Origin of the sequence: Variovorax jilinensis, assembly GCF_030316885.1 — a bacterium.
Taxonomy (GTDB): Bacteria; Pseudomonadota; Gammaproteobacteria; order Burkholderiales; family Burkholderiaceae_C; genus Variovorax; species Variovorax jilinensis.
Genome location: NZ_JASZYQ010000004.1, coordinates 1 through 17168, shown reverse-complemented (window position 1 = coordinate 17168; position 17168 = coordinate 1). Strand labels below are relative to the sequence as shown.

Below are 17168 nucleotides of genomic sequence, written 5' to 3'. Positions count from 1 at the left end.
GCGTCCTCAGGCGCCGTCGTCCGGCGCTTCCAGCGACACCTCGAGCCAGCCGCGCAGGCTGTTGAAGAACGCGATTCCGCGCGCGCGTGCGAGGTCCTCGCGCACCAGCACGGCCTCGCGAATGCGGCCCTGCGCCAGCAGCCGTGCGCGGCCGATGCCGGGCAGCAGTCCGCAGCACGCGGCGGGCGTGAGCCATTCGCCGTCGATGCAGAGCGCGAGGTTGCCGCGCGTGAACTCGGTGAGCTCGCCGCGCGCGTTCCACAGCAGGGTGTCGAATACGGCGTCGGAAGTCGGCGCGAAGGCATCGTAGTGGGCACGGCGCGTGGTCTTGTGGCGCACGAATTCCCCGTCGCTGTCCGCCAGCGGCCGCGTCGCGAGCGCGACCCGCAGCGCCCCGACCGTGGGCCCGAAGGCAAAGGCCTCGGCGCGCAGGCTGCCGTCGGGCGCAGCCAGCAGCCGCACGCGCCAGCTGCCGTCGGGATGCCGGCCGGCGACGTCGTCGAGCGCGCGGCGTGCATCCGCCTGCCGCCATGCGAAGCCGAAGTGCGCGGCCGAGGCGCCCATGCGTGCCAGGTGCGCGTCGGCATCGACGGCACGTCCGGCGTCCAGGCGCAGGGTCTCGAGCAGCTCGAAGGGCTGGCTCGCACGTTCGACGAAGCCGCGCTTGTGGCGCCATTCGCTCCATTCGCCGTCGGCGCCGGCATCGGCCGTGATGCCGCTGCCGATGCCGCAGCGCAGCCGCGAGCCGCCGGGCGCGAGTGCAACCGTCCGGATCGGCACGTTGAAGGTGGCGCCGCCGCCCGGCTGCAGCAGGCCCACGGCGCCGCAATAGATGCCGCGCGGCGCGGTCTCGAGCGCGTGGATCTCGCGCATGGCCTGCACCTTGGGCGCGCCCGTGACCGAGCCGCACGGGAACAGCGCGCGCAGGATGTCCGCGAGCCCGATGCCCGGCCGGGTGCGGCAGCGCACGTCCGAGCTCAGCTGCCAGACCGTGGGCCAGGCCTCGGCATGGAAGAGCCGCGCCACCCGCACCGAATGCAGCGCCGCCACGCGCGAGAGGTCGTTGCGCAGCAGGTCCACGATCATCACGTTCTCGGCCCGCTCCTTGGGCGAAGCCTGCAGCGCCCGCCGCTGCCGTTCGTCCTCTTCAGGGCCTGCGCCGCGTGCCGCCGTGCCCTTCATCGGGCTGGCCAGCAGTTCGCCGTTGCGCCAGTCGAAGAACAGCTCGGGCGAGACCGACAGCACGCTGTCGCTCGCTGCGTCGCGCTCGCTTTCGTCGTCGCCGTCGATCCAGGCCGCATAGGCCCGCGGCTGGGCCCGGCGCAGGGCGGCGAAGAGCGCGAGCGGATCGCCGTCGAGCAGGCCTTCGAGCGTCGTCGTGAAGTTGAGCTGGTAGAGCTCGCCGGCCGCGATGGATTCGAGGATACGGGCGATCGCGGCATCGAAGTCCGCGCGTTCGAGCCCGGGCTGCCATTCCACGCGGGCCGCAGGCAGGCCCTCGATGGCCTGCCAGGCCGCCGCGGCCTCGGCCTCGCCGAGCGGCGCATCGTGCACCGCGAAGCGAACCAGTGCACGGCCGGGTGGCAGCGCATGGGTGCGCAGCGCTGCATCGAAGGCCGGCGCCGCCTCGTAGGCGATGTGGCCGACGCACCAGGCGCCCGCGCGCGCCAGCGACTCGGCGCGCTCGATCACCGGCACCACCTCGGCCAGCGTGCGGGCGCGCAGCACTTCCCGAGGTCGGTCGAAGGCGAGCCGCAGCGGTGCGCCTTCGGGACCGGGCGCACGGAAGTCGATCAGCGCGCCGGGGCGGCGGCGTGCGGATGAATCGGCTTCGGCGGGAAGAGGAGGCGCAGGCGGCAGGGGCTTACTCCAGCGCGAGTTCGGCGCGCAGGATCCGGGCCGCAGCGACCATGTGCGTGAGCGCGGCCTCGGTCTCGGGCCAGCCGCGGGTCTTGAGGCCGCAGTCGGGGTTGATCCACAGCCGTCCGGCCGGCACCACTGCCGCGGCCTTTCGCATCAGGCGCACCATCTCGTCGGTGTCCGGCACGCGCGGCGAGTGGATGTCGTAGACGCCCGGGCCGATCTCGTTCGGATAGCTGAAGTCGCCGAAGCCGCGCAGCAGTTCCATGTCGGAGCGGCTGGTCTCGATCGTGATCACGTCGGCATCCATGGCCGCGATCTCGGGCAGGATGTCGTTGAATTCCGAGTAGCACATGTGGGTGTGGATCTGGGTCCGGTCGGCCACGCCGCCGGCGCTGATGCGAAAGGCACGCGTGGCGCCGTCGAGGTAGCTCTTCCAGCCGGCGCGCCGCAGCGGCAGGCCCTCGCGGATCGCGGGTTCGTCGATCTGGATGATACCGATGCCGGCCTGCTCGAGGTCGACCACCTCGTCGCGGATGGCCCAGGCGATCTGCTCGGTCGTGAGGCTGCGCGGCTGGTCGTCGCGCACGAAGGACCATTGCAGCATCGTGACCGGGCCGGTCAGCATTCCCTTCATGGGCAGCCGCGTCAGGCTCTGCGCGTAGGCAGTCCATTCGACCGTCATCGGCGCCGGCCGCGCGACATCGCCGTAGATCACGGGCGGCTTCACGCAGCGCGAGCCGTAGGACTGGACCCAGCCGTTGGCCGTGAACGCGAAGCCGTCGAGCTGCTCGCCGAAATACTCGACCATGTCGTTGCGCTCGGCCTCGCCGTGCACCAGCACGTCGATGCCGAGCGCCTCCTGCTTGCGCACCGCGAGCGCGATCTCGGCCTGCATCGCCTCGCGGTAGCCGGCCGCGTCGAGCGCGCCGCGCCTGAAGGCCGCGCGGGCGGCGCGGATCGCCGCGGTCTGCGGGAACGAGCCGATGGTGGTGGTGGGCAGCGGCGGCAGCGCGAAGCGCGCGCGCTGCAGCGCCTGACGTTGCGCGAAGCCGGCGCCGCGGCGGTCGTCGCCGTCGACGCGCCGCGCCAGCCGCAGCGCCACGTCGGCGCGGTGCACGCGCGGACTGGCCCGGCGCGCAGCAACGGCACGTCGCGCTGCTTCGAGCTCGGAGGCCACCGATGCCTGCTCGCCGTCGAGCGCGGCGCGCAACAGGCGCAGTTCGGCCAGCTTCTCGATCGCGAAGGCCATCCATCCGCGCAGCTCGGGGTCGAGGCCGGTCTCGCCCTCGAGGCTGAAGGGCAGGTGCAGCAGCGAGCACGAGGGTGCGATCCAGAACTCCCCGCCATGCTTGGCGGCGACGGGCGCGAGCCGGGCCAGCGCGGCGTCCGGATCGGCGCGCCAGACGTTGCGGCCGTCGATGATGCCGACCGACAGCAGCTTGTGCGCCGGCAGCCAGTCGGCCACGCCGGTCAGCTCCTCGGGAGCGCGCACCGCATCGACGTGCAGGCCGGCCACCGGAAGCTGGCAGGCCAGCCGCAGGTTCTCGGCCAGCGGCGAGAAGTAGGTCGCCAGCAGCAGCTTCGGCGCGCCGCGCGCGAGCTGCCAGTAGCTGCGCTCGAAGGCATGTCGCCAGGCTTCGGGCAGATCGAGTCCGAGGACGGGCTCGTCCACCTGCACCCATTCGACCCCCATGGCCTTGAGCCGCGCCAGCACCTGCTCGTAGACCGGCAGCAGGGCGTCGAGCAGCGCAAGCCGGTCGAAGCCCTGCTGCTTCTCCTTGCCGAGCCACAGGAAGCTCAGCGGCCCGAGCAGCACGGCCTTGACGGAATGGCCGAGTGCCTGGGCCTGCGCCACTTCCTCGAACAGGCGCACCGAAGCGAGGCCGAAGCGGGTCGCGTCCGTGAACTCGGGCACCAGGTAGTGGTAGTTGGTGTCGAACCACTTGGTCATCTCCAGCGCGAAGCCGGCGTGCGTGCCGTGGGCGCAGCCTTCATGGTCGTGGCTCGCCGCGTCGGCGACGCCGCGCGCCATCGAGAAGTAGCGCGCCAGTTCGGGCGTGTCGCCCGTGAAGCCGAAGCGCGGCGGCTCGCAGCCCAGCAGCTGGATGTGGTTGGCCACGTGGTCGTAGAAGGCGAAGTCGCCGACCGTCACGAAGTCCAGGCCGGCGTCGCGCTGGGCTCGCCAGTGGCGTTCGCGCAGCAGTGCGCCCGTGGCCTCGAGCGCGGCGGCGTCGATCTCGCCGCGCCAGTGGCGTTCGAGTGCCGTCTTGAGTTCGCGATGCGCGCCCATGCGCGGGAAGCCGAGGATGTGTGTGCGTGTGGTCATCCGGCGATGGTTCCAGGGATCGTCATATGATTCAAACGAAACCTTTTGCCGATCAACTTGAACAGGATTCATGACCATATCGATTCTCGAGATCCGCCATTTCCGCACCCTGGTGGCGCTGCGCGATACCGGCAGCCTGGTCCGTGCCGCGCAGTTGCTGAACCTCACGCAGTCGGCGCTGTCGCACCAGCTCAAGCTGCTCGAGGCGCATTTCGGTCTGGCACTGTTCGAGCGCAAGTCGGTGCCGCCGCAGTTCACCGTGGCCGGCGCGCGCCTGCTCGAGCTGGCCGACCGAACGCTGCCGCTGGTCGGCGAGGCCGAGCGCGACCTCGCGCGGCTGGCGCGCGGGCGCGCCGGGCAACTGCGCATCGTGGTCGAGTGCCACACCTGCTTCGACTGGCTGATGCCCGCAATGGATGCCTTCCGCCAGCGCTGGCCCGAGGTCGAGCTCGACATCGTCTCGGGCTTCCATCCGGACCCGATTGCGCTCGTGCTGCAGCACCGGGCCGAGGTCGCGATCGTCTCCGAGCAGGATGCGGCCGAGAGCGTCGACTACCACCCGCTGTTCCGCTTCGAGATCGTGGCGCTGCTGGCCAACGAGCATCCGCTGGCTGCCAGGTCCCACCTCACGGCGCGCCATTTCGCCGACCAGACCCTGATCACCTACCCGGTGCCCGACGAGATGCTCGACATCGTGCGGCAGGTGCTGCAGCCGGCCGGTGTCGAGCCTGCGCACCGCCGCACCACCGAACTCACGGTGGCGATGCTGCAATTGGTGGCCAGCGGGCGCGGCATCGCCACCCTGCCCCTGTGGGCGGTGCAGGGCTACCTCGAGCGCGGCTACGTGAGCGCCCGGCCGGTGGGCGCGAAAGGCCTCGCGGGCGAATTGCACATGGCCTGCAGCGCTGCGACCTCGTGCCAGGCCTGGCTTGCGGATTTTGTCCAGATCACGCGCGAGACCTGTTTCCGGAGCCTGCCCGGCATCGAACTGCTGTGAAGGTCGGCTGCGCGCTTGCACCAAAGGGCAGCGGCAGGCGGTTCGCGGAGTGCTCGAAGCGACGCGGAACCGGGTACGCTTGCCGGATCGTCATAACGTGTGGACCCGCCATGCATGATGCCAATTCGCCGATCGGCCTCTCGGGGATCTTCACGGTGCTGTTCGTGATGCTCGGCCCGCTCAAGATCATCGGCCCCTTCGTGCAGTTCACCCATGCGGCGGACCAGAAGGAACTGCGCAAGATCGCGTTTCGAACCTTTGCGATCGCGCTCTGCGCGGTGGTGCTGGGCGCCGTGATCGGGCTGCGACTGCTCAGCAGCTGGGAAATCCCGGTGCCTGCGCTGCTGCTGAGCGGGGGCCTGATCTTCTTCGTCGTCGGCATGCGCATGGTGCTCGAGCAATACCAGCCCGGCCGCGCGGCGCCGATCGAACTGCCGCCCTCGCCGATCGCGGCCGCGATGCGCATCACCTTTCCGACCGTGGTCACGCCCTACGGCATCGCGGCGCTGGTCGTGCTGCTGGCCAACAGCCACACCCTGGAGCGCACGATGACCATCTTCGCGATGCTGTTCGGCGTGATGCTGCTGAACCTGCTCGCGATGCTCTATGGACGACGCATCCTCGACGGCGCGATGGCGATCGTGCTTCAGATCCTCGGTGCCGTGCTGGGCGTGTTGCAGGTGGCGCTTGCGGTCAGCATCATCTTTCTCGCCCTGGGCAAAATGGGAGTCCTTCATGTCGGATGAAAAATCCTGGGTCGACCCGGGCGCCGAGACCGACCGCGCCTCGGTCGAACTGTCCTCGCGCCGCACCGGCATGTCCTTCCAGCGCACGCGCATGAGCGCCGAGCGCACGCTGATGTCGGTGATCCGCACCTCGCTGTCGCTGATCGGCTTCGGCTTCACGATCTTCCAGGTGTTCCAGAAGCTGCACGATGCCGACGTGCTCCGCAGCAGCATGGCGCCCCGCCGCTTCGGCGAGGCGCTGGTGGTGGTCGGGATCGCCATCCTCATCTCGGGCATCGTCTACCACTGCACCTTCATGTACGGGCTCAGGGCCGAGCGCAAGGCGCTCAAGGCTCAGGGGCTGATCCATGCCGACAGCCAGTTTCCGCCCTCGTTCACGCTCGCGGTGGCAGTGCTGCTGCTGCTGATCGGCTTCATGGCCATCGTCAGCATGGTCTTCGACGTCGGGCCCTTCTGACGCGGCTGCACCCGGCCAGCGGCCGCCTGCCCTTGCTCTCGCGCTTGCACCAGAGCTTGCACCAGAGCTCGCACCAGAGCTCGCACCAGAGCTCGCACCAGAGCTCGCACCAGAGCTCGCACCAGAGCTCGCACCGGGCGGCTCGCGATCGCCCGGTCGCCGCATTTATACATTCGAATAGAATGTAAATTTTGTTGGTGACAGCCTTGGGCTTCGCGGTGCCGCAAGCTGCCGCTCGACGTGGTCGGGCGACGCCGGTCGGGCGCGGTGGCGGTGCAACGGCGTTTCCGGACCGCCCACGATATGAAGTTCCTCGCGTTTCCCCTGGTGATCCTTTGCCTGAGCCTGGACGCCTGCAGTTCCGAGTTCGGCGATGCCGGCGACCTGGGCCAGCTCGATGTCATCACGCCGCGCTTCGCGGCCGCGATTTCCTCGCAACCGGCCGAGGCGCGCGACTGTTCTCTGGTGCTCTACGGCGACTCGATCCTCAACGGCGCCTACGTGGAGCAAGACCGCTTCAGGCGTCATGCACGCAATCCGGCTGCCGAGATCGAGGCCCGGCGGCCTGCCTGGACGGTCGACGACAGGACGCAGCCCGGCCAATCGCTGGCCAAGCTGGCGCGGACCTTTCGCAATGACGCCCGCAATGCGCGCGTGGTCGTGATAGGCAGCGGGATCGCGGAGGGCTGGGCGGGCGAGACGGTGCTGCGAAACCTGCCGTGGATGGTCTACACCGTGCGTGGCGAAGGCCGGATCCCGGTACTGACGGGCTATTCGAGGCAGTTGCCGAGCGCATTCATGTCGCCGGAAAAGCTGGCCGGCCGCGACCGGGTGGACCACGAGGTCGAAGAGCTGGCCGGCGACATGAAGGTCGAGTTCGCCGACATCGGCGCGGCGGCGCCGGTCTCGCTGGCGGACGAGGTGCATCCCACTGCCGACTACAGCCTGCGCCTCACGGACCGGCTGGTCGCGGCACTCGATCGCGTGGCGCCCGAATGCAGCCGGGCGTCGGCCAAGACCTCGGCCGCCGACGCCGCCGGATAACCGCGAAGGGACGCAAGCGCGCCCGATAATCTGCGGATTTTGATCGCCCCCACATGGCACGCCGCACCAAACAGGAAGCCGAAGAGACGCGACAGAGCCTGCTGGATGCCGCGGAGCACGTCTTCGGCACGCTCGGCGTTTCGACGGCCACGCTCGACCAGATCGCGGAGCGGGCCGGCACCACGCGCGGCGCCATCCAATGGCACTTCAAGGACAAGGTGGGACTGCTCGAGGCAATGCTCGAGCGGGTCAGTGCACCGATGCGGGAGCGGATTCGCGAACAGATCGAGGCGAATCTCTCGGAGCCGCTGATGCTGCTGGTCGCCGCCTTCTTCGAGCCGCTGCGCATCCTGGCGCGGGACGAGCGAAGCAGGAACGTGGTGGCCATCGTGACGCGGCTGGAGTTTTCCCCCGAGCTCGCGCAGATGCGCGAGCAGCGCGCGCTGTCGCTGCAGAGCACGGTCGGCACCTTCGGCGACGCGCTGCGTTCGGGCGCGCGCGTCCACGGCGTCAAGCTCGCGGTCCCGGGCGCGCTCGCCGCTCAGGGGCTCTATGCGCTTCTGCGCGGCCTCATCGACGCCTGGGTGGTGCACCCGCAGGCCTATGACCTGCGCCGAACCGGACGTGCAGCGCTGTTCGCCTACCTGCGGGGCCTCGGCTTCGAGGAGGCCACCTTGCGCGGGTGCGGTCTGCGGCCATGAAGTCGAATCCTTCCCCAACGAATACTGCAAGGGCCCAAGTGAATCGCCTGGACGATGTTCTTCCTCTTCTCGAAGCCGCCATCGTCGACCTCGACGGCACCATGGTCGACACGCTGGGCGACTTCGTCGTCGCGCTCAACCTGATGCTCGACGACCTGCGACTGCCGCGAGTGGACGCCGCAGTCGTCGGTGGCATGGTCGGCAAGGGTTCCGAGCACCTCATCGATTCGGTGCTGCGCCATGTGCACGGCGGCGCCGGCGACCCTGCGGCGCTGTACGCGCAGGCCTGGCAACGCTACCAGCATCACTACCTGGCGATCAACGGGCGCCATTCCGCGGTGTACGACGGTGTGGCCGAGGGCCTTGCCGCATTGCGGGCGCGCGGCCTGCGCCTGGCCTGCCTGACCAACAAGCCGACCGCCTTCGCGCGGCCGCTGCTGGCGGCCAAGGGACTGGATGGGTACTTCGAGTTCGTTTTCGGCGGCGATGCCTTCGAGCGCAAGAAGCCCGATCCTCTGCCGCTGTGCAAGACCTGCGAGGCGCTTCGCACGATGCCATCGCGCACGCTGATGATCGGCGACTCGAGCAACGATGCGCGCGCCGCGCGAGCGGCCGGCTGTCCCGTGCTGCTGGTCAGCTATGGCTACAACCACGGCGAGCCGGTGCGCGGGGTCGATGCCGATGCCTTCGTCGATTCGCTGGCCGAGCTGGCGGGGTTGCTCGGCCAGCCGTGAGGACGGTTCACCCCTTGCCGAGCAGCGCGTCCTTGAGCTTGTAGTCGGCCGGCGACGGCCCGATCCAGATCCGCAGCAGCGCGTTGAAGAAGGCCTGTTCCTTGATCGGGTCGCCCTGCGGCACGCCCTTCACCGTGACCAGGCTGCCGCTGCCCGGAATCCAGTCGACCGTGAAGCTGTCGCCGGCCTTGAGCTGCTTCTGGTCGGCGAACATCTGGCCCATGCGCAGCAGGCCGGGGATTAGCTGCACCATCTCGCTGCGCGGCGAGTTGTCCTCGACGCCGCGCGTGAAGAGCTTGCCGAGTTCGTTGGCATCGATGTCGCGCAGCATCGTGATCGTGATGCGCTTGGGGCCGCCGCTGGCCAGCACTTCCTCGACCGTATCGGCCTTCTTGCCGAGATAGAGGCCGGCCGTGTAGACCTTGAACACGGCCTTGTAGCGCACGCCGGCGCCGTTCAGCAGCAGCTTGCTGCCGCGCAGGTCGATCGCGTCGTCGAGCTTGACGCCGGCCACGTCGACCTGTGCGGCCGTAGCGCCGAAGGATGCGAGGGCGATGGCGGAAAGCGCGAGCAGGCGCTGCATTGCGAAGAAAGTCATCCGGGTCTCCGAGGCTGTTCTGTGGATGCGAAAGCCTGGAATGTATCTTTTTGTACGCGCCTTGTCCCTGGGCTAAACTCACGATTCCATGTTCATTCATCACGTCATTCAGACAGGTCAAGGCAGCCGGGGAGCCTGGCCTTGGCGGACGCCATCGTCCCAGCCTTTCTGATTGCACGGCGCACGCCGTGCGCCCGCGGCCAGCGGTCATCCTGACCCGGCCAAACTGAATGCCCCGCCAGCGAAACCCTCGTGTCCTCGCTGGCCGACGGAGACCCCGTGATCACCGAACTCGAATTCAAAAGCCTCAGCGCGCAGGGCTACAACCGCATCCCGCTGATGGTCGAGGCCTTTGCCGACCTCGAAACGCCTCTTTCCCTCTACCTCAAGCTGGCCTACACCAAGGACAGCGGCAAGCACAGCTTCCTGCTCGAATCGGTAGTCGGCGGCGAGCGCTTCGGCCGCTACAGTTTCATCGGCCTGCCGGCACGCACGCTGCTGCGAGCCAGCGGCTTCGGCGCCGACGCCGTCACGGAGGTTGTAACGGACGGCAAGGTCGTGGAAAAAGCCCAGGGCAATCCGCTCGATTTCGTGGCGGCGTACCAACAGCGCTTCAAGGTCGCACTGCGGCCGGGCCTGCCGCGCTTCTGCGGCGGCCTGGCCGGCTACTTCGGGTACGACACGGTGCGCCACATCGAGAAGAAGCTCGAGAAGTCCTGCCCGCCCGACACGCTGGGCTGCCCCGACATCCTGCTGCTGCAGTGCGAGGAACTCGCGGTCATCGACAACCTCTCGGGCAAGCTCTACCTGATCGTCTATGCCGACCCGGGCCAGCCCGAGGCCTACGCCAACGCCAAGCGGCGGCTGCGCGAGTTGCGCGACCAGCTCAAGTACTCGGTCAGCGCGCCGCAGGTGAAGGCCAGCCAGGCCCATCCGGCCGAGCGCAGCTTCGCCAAGGCCGACTACCTGGCCGCGGTCGAGCGCGCCAAGGAGCTGATCGCCGCCGGCGACTTCATGCAGGTGCAGGTCGGCCAGCGCATCAGCAAGCGCTACACCGAGTCGCCGCTGTCGCTCTACCGCGCGCTGCGTTCGCTCAATCCCTCGCCGTACATGTACTACTACCACCTGGGCGATTTCCACGTGGTCGGCGCCTCGCCGGAGATCCTGGTACGCCAGGAGCACACGGGCGAGGGCGAGCAGAAGATCACGATCCGTCCGCTGGCCGGCACCCGCCCGCGCGGCGCCTCGCCCGAGCTCGACCGCGCGGCCGAGGTCGAGCTGATCAACGACCCCAAGGAGCGCGCCGAGCACGTGATGCTGATCGACCTGGCGCGCAACGACATCGGCCGCATCGCCAAGACCGGCAGCGTGAAGGTGACCGAGGCCTTCGCGGTCGAGCGCTACAGCCACGTGATGCACATCGTGAGCAACGTCGAGGGCACGCTCAAGGACGGCATGACCGCGATCGACGTGCTGCGCGCCACCTTCCCGGCCGGCACGCTCACGGGCGCGCCCAAGGTGCACGCGATGGAGCTCATCGACCAGCTCGAGCCGACCAAGCGCGGCCTCTACGGCGGTGCCTGCGGCTACATCAGCTATGCCGGCGACATGGATGTCGCGATCGCGATCCGCACCGGCATCGTCAAGGACCAGATGCTGCACGTGCAGGCCGCGGCCGGCGTGGTGGCCGATTCGGTGCCCGAGCTCGAATGGAAGGAAACCGAGGCCAAGGCGCGGGCGCTGCTGCGCGCCGCCGAGCTGGTCGAGGAGGGCCTCGAATGAGCCACGAAGACGACAACCAGGGCGACTTCTCGCACGAGATCATCGGCGCCGCGGTCGAGGTGCAGCGAGTGCTCGGCACCGGGCTGCCCGAGTCGGCGTACGTGGCGGCACTCGAGATCGAACTCGCCGAGCGTGAGATCGGCTTCCAGCGCAACGTGCCGGTCGCCGCCCACTACAAGGGCCGCGCGCTCGGCGACGTCGCGACCGCCGCCTTCGTGGTCGAGCAATCGGTGGTGCTGGAGGTGAGGGCGGTCGATGCGCTGACCGACATGCACCGCATGCAGGCCCAGGCAGCGGTGCGGCTGTCGGGGCTGCGGCTCGGACTGCTCATCAATTTCAACGTGTTCCCGGTGGTCAAGGGCGTGCACCGGATCGGAGTCAAGCCATGAAGCTGCTGATGATCGACAACTACGACAGCTTCACCTACAACCTGGTGCAGTATTTCGGCGAACTCGGTGCCGAGGTCGAGGTCCATCGCAACGACGAGATCACGCTCGAGGGCCTGCACGAGCGCATCGCGGCGGGTATCGACCGCCTGGTGGTGTCGCCCGGTCCCTGCTCCCCGGCCGAAGCCGGCGTCTCGGTGCCGGCAATCCGCGAGTTCGCGGGCAAGCTGCCGATCCTCGGCGTCTGCCTCGGACACCAGGCGATCGGCGCGGCGTTCGGGGGAAAGATCATCCGCGCGCAGCAGCTCATGCACGGCAAGGTCAGCCGGATCACGACCACGCGCGAAGGCGTGTTCGCGGGCCTGCCCGAGCAGTTCGAGGTCAACCGCTACCACTCGCTCGCGATCGAGCGCGACACCCGCCCGAGCGAGCTCGCGCTGACGGCCTGGACCGACGACGGCGAGATCATGGGCGTGCGCCACACGGGCTTCGCGCAGGCGGTGCGCATCGAGGGCGTGCAGTTCCACCCCGAATCGATCCTCACCGAGCACGGCCACGCGATGCTGCGCAATTTCCTGGAGTGAAGCCATGAACGCCCGTTCCACCGAACGTCCGATCGACCTGCGCAGCGACACCGTCACCCAGCCCACCGAGGCCATGCGTGCCGCGATGCTCGCGGCACCGCTGGGCGACGATGTCTTCGCAGACGACCCGAGCGTCAACGCGCTGCAGCAGCAGATCGCCGAGCTGCTGGGCTTCGAGGCCGCGCTCTTCGTGCCCACCGGCACCCAGAGCAACCTGTGCGCCATCCTTTCGCACTGCCAGCGCGGCGACGAGTACATCGTCGGCCAGCAGGCGCACTGCTACCGCTGGGAAGGCGGCGGCGCGGCGGTGCTCGGCAGCGTGCAGCCGCAGCCGCTCGACCACCAGCCCGATGGCACGCTCGCGCTCGAGCAGATCGAGGCCGCGATCAAGCCCGACGATGCCCACTTCGCGCGCACGCGCCTGCTGGCCCTCGAGAACACGCTGGGCGGCAAGCTGCTGCCCTTTGCCTACGTCGAGCAGGCCACGCAACTGGCGCTTTCGAAGGGCCTGGCGCGCCATCTCGACGGCGCACGCCTCTTCAATGCCGCGACCGCGCAGGCCGCGGCGCTGGGCACCGAGGTGCGGGCCGAGGCACGGCGCATTGCAGCCTGCTTCGACAGCGTCTCGGTCTGCTTCAGCAAGGGCCTGGGCGCGCCCGTGGGCTCGGCGCTGTGCGGCTCGCGGGAGTTCATCGCGCGCGCCCATCGCATCCGCAAGATGGCCGGCGGCGGCATGCGCCAGTCCGGGCTGCTGGCCGCGGCGGCCTCGCATGCGCTGACGCACCACGTCGACCGGCTGGCCGACGATCACGCGCTCGCACGCCGGCTGGCCGACGGCCTCGCGGGCATCGACGGCCTGCAGGTCGAGCCGCCGCAGACCAACCTGCTGTTCGTCGACCTCACGGGCGCGGCGCGACCGCGCTCTGCCGAACTGCTGGCGCACCTGAAGGCGCACGGCGTGCTGGCCACCGGCCTCTACCGGCTGCGCTTCGCAACCCATCTCGACGTCGATGCGGAAGGCATCGACCGTGCGATCGGCGCGATCCGGGGCTTCTTCCATGCCTGACGCGCACGCCTTGCTGCTGTTCATCGCCGCGGGCCTGCTGCTGAACCTCACGCCGGGCCCGGACGTGCTCTACATCGTGAGCCATTCGCTGCGCTCGGGCGTGCGTGCCGGCATCGTCGCGGGCTTCGGCATCACGGCCGGCTGCTTCGTCCACATCGTCGCGGCCGCGCTCGGCCTGAGTGCGCTGATGGCCGCATCGAGCACCGCCTTCACGGTGCTCAAGTGGGTCGGCGCGGCCTACCTGCTGTGGGTCGGCGTGCGCATGCTGTTCGCCAGGGCCTCGGCCGCGGCGCCTGCACTCGCGGCGGCAGGCCCTGCCAGCACGAAGAGCATCTTCCTGGGCGGCTTCTGGACCAATGCGCTGAACCCCAAGGTGGCGCTGTTCTTCCTGGCCTTCGTGCCGCAGTTCATTGCGCCGGGCACCGAGAACAAGCCGCTCGCCTTCTTCCTGCTCGGTCTGCTGTTCAACTTCAACGCCATCTTCGTCAACATCGCATGGGCCTTGCTGGCGGGCTGGACCGCACGCCGTGTCGGCCTCGTGCAGCGCGGCATGCACTGGCTGCAGCGCGGTGCCGGCCTGCTGTTCGTGGGCTTCGGCCTGCGGCTCGCGCTGGCCGATGCACCTCTCGCCGCCCCATCGAACCCCTGAACCAAAGAGACAAGCACCATGCCCATCACTCCCCAGGAAGCCCTGCAGCGCACCATCGAGCACCGCGAGGTGTTCCACGACGAGATGCTGCACATCGTGCGGCTCATCATGAGCGGCGAATGCTCGCCCGTGATGATGGCCGCGCTGATCACGGGCCTGCGCGTCAAGAAGGAGACCATCGGCGAGATCACGGCCGCGGCCCAGGTCATGCGCGAGGTCTCGACCAAGGTGCCGGTGGCCGACACCACGCACCTGGTCGACATCGTCGGCACCGGCGGCGACGGCTCGCACACCTTCAACATCTCGACCTGCACCATGTTCGTGGCGGCTGCGGCCGGCGCCAAGGTCAGCAAGCACGGCGGGCGCAGCGTGAGCAGCAAGTCGGGCAGTGCCGACGTGCTCGAGTCGCTCGGCATCAACATCAACCTCAAGCCCGACCAGATCGCCCGCAGCATCGCCGAGGTCGGCATCGGATTCATGTTCGCGCCCAACCACCATCCGGCGATGAAGAACGTGGCACCGGTGCGCAAGGAACTCGGCATCAAGACCATCTTCAACATCCTGGGTCCCCTGACCAATCCCGCCGGTGCGCCGAACATCCTGATGGGCGTGTTCCACCCCGACCTGGTCGGCATCCAGGTGCGGGCATTGCAGCGCCTGGGCGCCGAGCATGCGCTGGTGGTCTACGGCCGCGACGGCATGGACGAGATCTCGCTCGGCGCCGCCACCATGGTCGGCGAACTCAAGGGCGGCGAGGTGCGCGAGTACGAGCTGCACCCGGAGGACTTCGGCTTCGCGATGTCGAGCAACCGCAGCCTGCGCGTCGAGACGCCGGAGCAGTCGCGCACGATGCTGCTCGACGTGCTCGACAACCAGCCCGGCTCGGCGCGCGACATCGTGGTGCTGAATGCCGGCGCCGCGCTCTATGCGGCCAATGTCTGCGAATCGATTGCGGCCGGCGTCGAGCGCGCGCGTGCGGCGCTCGACTCGGGCGCGGCCAAGGCCAAGCTGGCCGAACTGACTGCCTTCACGGCGGCGATCCCGGTCTGATTGCAAGAGGAACATCCACCCATGTCGAACACCCTGGACAAGATCGTCGCGGTCAAGCGCGAGGAAATCGCCGCCGCCATCCGGAAGGCTCCGCTCGAGGCCGTGCGCTTCGACGCCGAGAGCCGTGTGCTGACGCGCGATTTCACCGGCGCGCTGCGCGCCAAGATCGCGGCCGGCGCGGCCGCCGTCATCGCCGAAGTCAAGAAGGCCAGCCCGAGCAAGGGTGTGCTGCGCGCCGACTTCATTCCGGCCGACATCGCCCAGAGCTACGCCGAGGGCGATGGCGAGGTCAGTGCTGCCTGCCTCTCGGTGCTGACCGACCGCCAGTTCTTCCAGGGCGGCGTCGACTACCTCAAGCAGGCCCGCGCCTCCTGCGACCTGCCGGTGCTGCGCAAGGACTTCATCGTCGATGCCTACCAGGTCTACGAATCGCGCGCGATGGGCGCCGACGCCATCCTGCTGATCGCGGCCTGCCTCGACGACGCGCAGATGCGCGACTACGAGGCGATCGCGGCCGGCCTCGGCATGGCGGTGCTGGTCGAGGTCCACGACGGTGCCGAGCTCGAGCGGGCTCTCAGGCTGCGCACGCCGCTGGTCGGCATCAACAACCGGAACCTGAAAACCTTCGAGGTCTCGGTCCGGACCACGCTCGAGCTGCTGCCTCGCGTGCCTGCCGACCGCCTCGCCATCACCGAATCGGGCATCGCGACCCGCGAGGAGGTGGCGACGCTGCGCGCGGCCGGCGTCCACGCCTTCCTGGTGGGCGAGACCTTCATGCGGGCCGACGAGCCCGGCGAGGCCCTCGCCGCGCTGTTCCGATGAGCGACCAGCTGGCGTCGGCCGATCCCGCCGACTGGCCCGTGGCGCCGGGTTGGCAGCCGCTGGTGGATCGCTTCTTCGCCGAGCCAGCCGGCCAGCGCCTGCTCGATTTCCTGCGCGCTCGGCTGGACGCCGGCGCCGCGATCTTTCCGCCCAGGCCGCTGCGCGCGCTCGAACTGACCCCGCCCGAGCAGGTCCGGATCGTGATCCTCGGCCAGGACCCCTATCACGGCCGCGGCCAGGCCGAGGGGCTGGCATTTTCGGTGGCGCCCGGCGTGCCGCTGCCGCCCTCGCTGCGCAACATCTTCAAGGAACTGCAGCGCGACCTCGGCACGCAACCGCCGGCCTTCCCGGTTCCGGGCGGCAGCCTGGTCGGCTGGGCCACGCACGGCGTGCTGCTGCTCAACACCTGCCTGACCGTGGAAGAAGGCGCGGCTGCAAGCCATTCGGGCCGCGGGTGGGAATTGCTGACCGACGCGGTCATCCGCCACGTGGCGGATGGCGAGCAGCCGGTCCTCTTCATGCTGTGGGGCGCCCATGCGCAGGGCAAGCGCGCGCTGATCGATACGAATCGTCACAAGGTGCTGGTCGCGAACCACCCCTCGCCGCTGTCGGCGCTGCGCCCGCCGTTGCCCTTCATCGGCTGCGGCCACTTCGGGCAAGCCCGCGAGTGGAAGGAATCCCGCGTTCGCAGAGGGCCGGCCGGATGACCGCGCCCGATTTCGTGCGAGAATCGAAGGCTCTCGGGACGCAGCCTGCGCCGAGGGGTGGTCGACCGATCCGATAGGAATCCTCGCGGTACGCGCGAGGCTGTGCGTCGACGAGCCCTCGAATCCGTGCTATATTCCGAGGTTCGCCGGAGAGGTGGCCGAGTGGTTAATGGCAGCAGACTGTAAATCTGCCCTCTTACGAGTACGCTGGTTCGAATCCAGCCCTCTCCACCAGCGAAAAAGAGATCTTTGAACGGATCTGGATGAGTGGAATGCGCCGTGGGGCGTGGCCATGTAGGCGGGAGTAGTTCAATGGTAGAACCCTAGCCTTCCAAGCTAATGACGCGGGTTCGATTCCCGTCTCCCGCTCCAGCTTCCAGGTTCGTGAGTTTTTGATTCGGCCCATTTGGCTCAGTGGTAGAGCACTCCCTTGGTAAGGGAGAGGTCGCGGGTCCGATTCCCGCAATGGGCACCAGTTCTTGGGGTTGCAGCCGGATGGTTGCAACCCCATGTCAGTGTGTTGATCTAGTTATTTTTCGGAGTCGAGAAAATGGCAAAAGGAAAATTCACCCGCACGAAGCCGCACGTCAACGTCGGCACGATCGGTCACGTGGACCATGGCAAGACGACGCTGACGGCGGCGATTGCCACCGTGC

General features: G+C 68.8%; 18 protein-coding genes and 3 tRNA genes. 18 read left to right on the top strand and 3 right to left on the bottom strand.

Going from position 1 to position 17168, the window contains the following annotated elements:
• Window positions 1-6 precede the first annotated feature (6 nt).
• Entirely contained in the window at window positions 7-1797 is a 1791-nt protein-coding gene (locus QTH87_RS15835) for a chorismate-binding protein (protein ID WP_444812808.1), read from the bottom strand.
• A gap of 67 nt (window positions 1798-1864) precedes the next feature.
• On the bottom strand, window positions 1865-4189 hold the full coding sequence (gene metE, locus QTH87_RS15830) for a 5-methyltetrahydropteroyltriglutamate--homocysteine S-methyltransferase (protein ID WP_286610442.1): 2325 nt from the start codon (window positions 4187-4189) through the stop codon (window positions 1865-1867).
• Between the two features lie 70 nt (window positions 4190-4259).
• On the opposite strand from metE, the gene QTH87_RS15825 reads away from it, so the two are divergent.
• The 6 genes from QTH87_RS15825 to gph all read left to right on the top strand — a co-directional run bounded on the left by QTH87_RS15825 (window position 4260) and on the right by gph (window position 8868).
• Window positions 4260-5186: a LysR family transcriptional regulator gene (locus QTH87_RS15825; RefSeq protein WP_286610440.1), complete on the top strand. Its 927-nt coding sequence runs from the start codon at window positions 4260-4262 to the stop codon at window positions 5184-5186.
• Between the two features lie 110 nt (window positions 5187-5296).
• Window positions 5297-5932 carry a MarC family protein gene (locus tag QTH87_RS15820; RefSeq protein WP_286610439.1) on the top strand — a complete coding sequence of 212 codons (636 nt, stop codon included), beginning with the start codon at window positions 5297-5299 and terminating at the stop codon, window positions 5930-5932.
• Complete coding sequence (locus QTH87_RS15815) at window positions 5922-6389, top strand: YidH family protein (protein ID WP_286610437.1); 468 nt, start codon at window positions 5922-5924, stop codon at window positions 6387-6389. Before QTH87_RS15820 ends, QTH87_RS15815 begins: the two co-directional genes overlap by 11 nt.
• 303 nt (window positions 6390-6692) lie before the next feature.
• A complete protein-coding gene (locus QTH87_RS15810) occupies window positions 6693-7433 on the top strand; it encodes an SGNH/GDSL hydrolase family protein (RefSeq protein WP_286610436.1) in 741 nt (246 codons plus the stop codon).
• A gap of 53 nt (window positions 7434-7486) precedes the next feature.
• A complete protein-coding gene (locus tag QTH87_RS15805) occupies window positions 7487-8134 on the top strand; it encodes a TetR family transcriptional regulator (protein ID WP_286610434.1) in 648 nt (215 codons plus the stop codon).
• 38 nt (window positions 8135-8172) lie between these two features.
• Window positions 8173-8868 carry a phosphoglycolate phosphatase gene (gph, locus tag QTH87_RS15800; RefSeq protein WP_286610432.1) on the top strand — a complete coding sequence of 232 codons (696 nt, stop codon included), beginning with the start codon at window positions 8173-8175 and terminating at the stop codon, window positions 8866-8868.
• A 7-nt stretch (window positions 8869-8875) separates the two neighbouring features.
• On the opposite strand, the gene QTH87_RS15795 is transcribed toward gph, so the two are convergent.
• Entirely contained in the window at window positions 8876-9466 is a 591-nt protein-coding gene (locus QTH87_RS15795) for a chalcone isomerase family protein (protein WP_286610431.1), read from the bottom strand.
• 279 nt (window positions 9467-9745) lie between these two features.
• Here QTH87_RS15795 and trpE point away from each other — a divergent pair, with 279 nt between their 5' ends.
• The 12 genes from trpE to QTH87_RS15735 form a co-directional block, all read left to right on the top strand.
• The gene (trpE, locus tag QTH87_RS15790; protein ID WP_286610429.1) at window positions 9746-11248 is read left to right on the top strand and encodes an anthranilate synthase component I; all 1503 of its coding nucleotides are present in this window, start codon (window positions 9746-9748) and stop codon (window positions 11246-11248) included.
• Window positions 11245-11637 (top strand): GxxExxY protein, encoded by a 393-nt coding sequence (locus tag QTH87_RS15785; RefSeq protein ID WP_286610427.1) that lies wholly within the window; start codon window positions 11245-11247, stop codon window positions 11635-11637. The genes trpE and QTH87_RS15785 overlap by 4 nt, the downstream gene beginning before the upstream one ends.
• Window positions 11634-12218: an anthranilate synthase component II gene (locus QTH87_RS15780; protein ID WP_286610426.1), complete on the top strand. Its 585-nt coding sequence runs from the start codon at window positions 11634-11636 to the stop codon at window positions 12216-12218. The genes QTH87_RS15785 and QTH87_RS15780 overlap by 4 nt, the downstream gene beginning before the upstream one ends.
• Window positions 12219-12222: 4 nt before the next feature.
• Entirely contained in the window at window positions 12223-13284 is a 1062-nt protein-coding gene (ltaE, locus tag QTH87_RS15775; RefSeq protein ID WP_286610425.1) for a low-specificity L-threonine aldolase, read from the top strand.
• Window positions 13277-13933 carry a LysE family translocator gene (locus tag QTH87_RS15770; protein WP_286610423.1) on the top strand — a complete coding sequence of 219 codons (657 nt, stop codon included), beginning with the start codon at window positions 13277-13279 and terminating at the stop codon, window positions 13931-13933. The genes ltaE and QTH87_RS15770 overlap by 8 nt, the downstream gene beginning before the upstream one ends.
• 18 nt (window positions 13934-13951) lie before the next feature.
• Window positions 13952-14983, top strand: a complete 1032-nt coding sequence (gene trpD, locus QTH87_RS15765; protein ID WP_286610422.1) for an anthranilate phosphoribosyltransferase — start codon at window positions 13952-13954, stop codon at window positions 14981-14983.
• Window positions 14984-15004: 21 nt separating this feature from the next.
• Window positions 15005-15805 carry an indole-3-glycerol phosphate synthase TrpC gene (trpC, locus tag QTH87_RS15760; protein ID WP_286610421.1) on the top strand — a complete coding sequence of 267 codons (801 nt, stop codon included), beginning with the start codon at window positions 15005-15007 and terminating at the stop codon, window positions 15803-15805.
• Complete coding sequence (locus QTH87_RS15755) at window positions 15802-16512, top strand: uracil-DNA glycosylase (protein WP_286610420.1); 711 nt, start codon at window positions 15802-15804, stop codon at window positions 16510-16512. Before trpC ends, QTH87_RS15755 begins: the two co-directional genes overlap by 4 nt.
• A 148-nt stretch (window positions 16513-16660) precedes the next feature.
• Window positions 16661-16746, top strand: a tRNA-Tyr gene (locus QTH87_RS15750).
• Window positions 16747-16810: 64 nt separating this feature from the next.
• Window positions 16811-16884, top strand: a tRNA-Gly gene (locus tag QTH87_RS15745).
• Window positions 16885-16912: 28 nt separating this feature from the next.
• Window positions 16913-16987, top strand: a tRNA-Thr gene (locus QTH87_RS15740).
• Window positions 16988-17062: 75 nt separating this feature from the next.
• A partial coding sequence (locus QTH87_RS15735; RefSeq protein WP_007829589.1) for a GTP-binding protein occupies window positions 17063-17168 on the top strand: 106 nt, incomplete at its 3' end.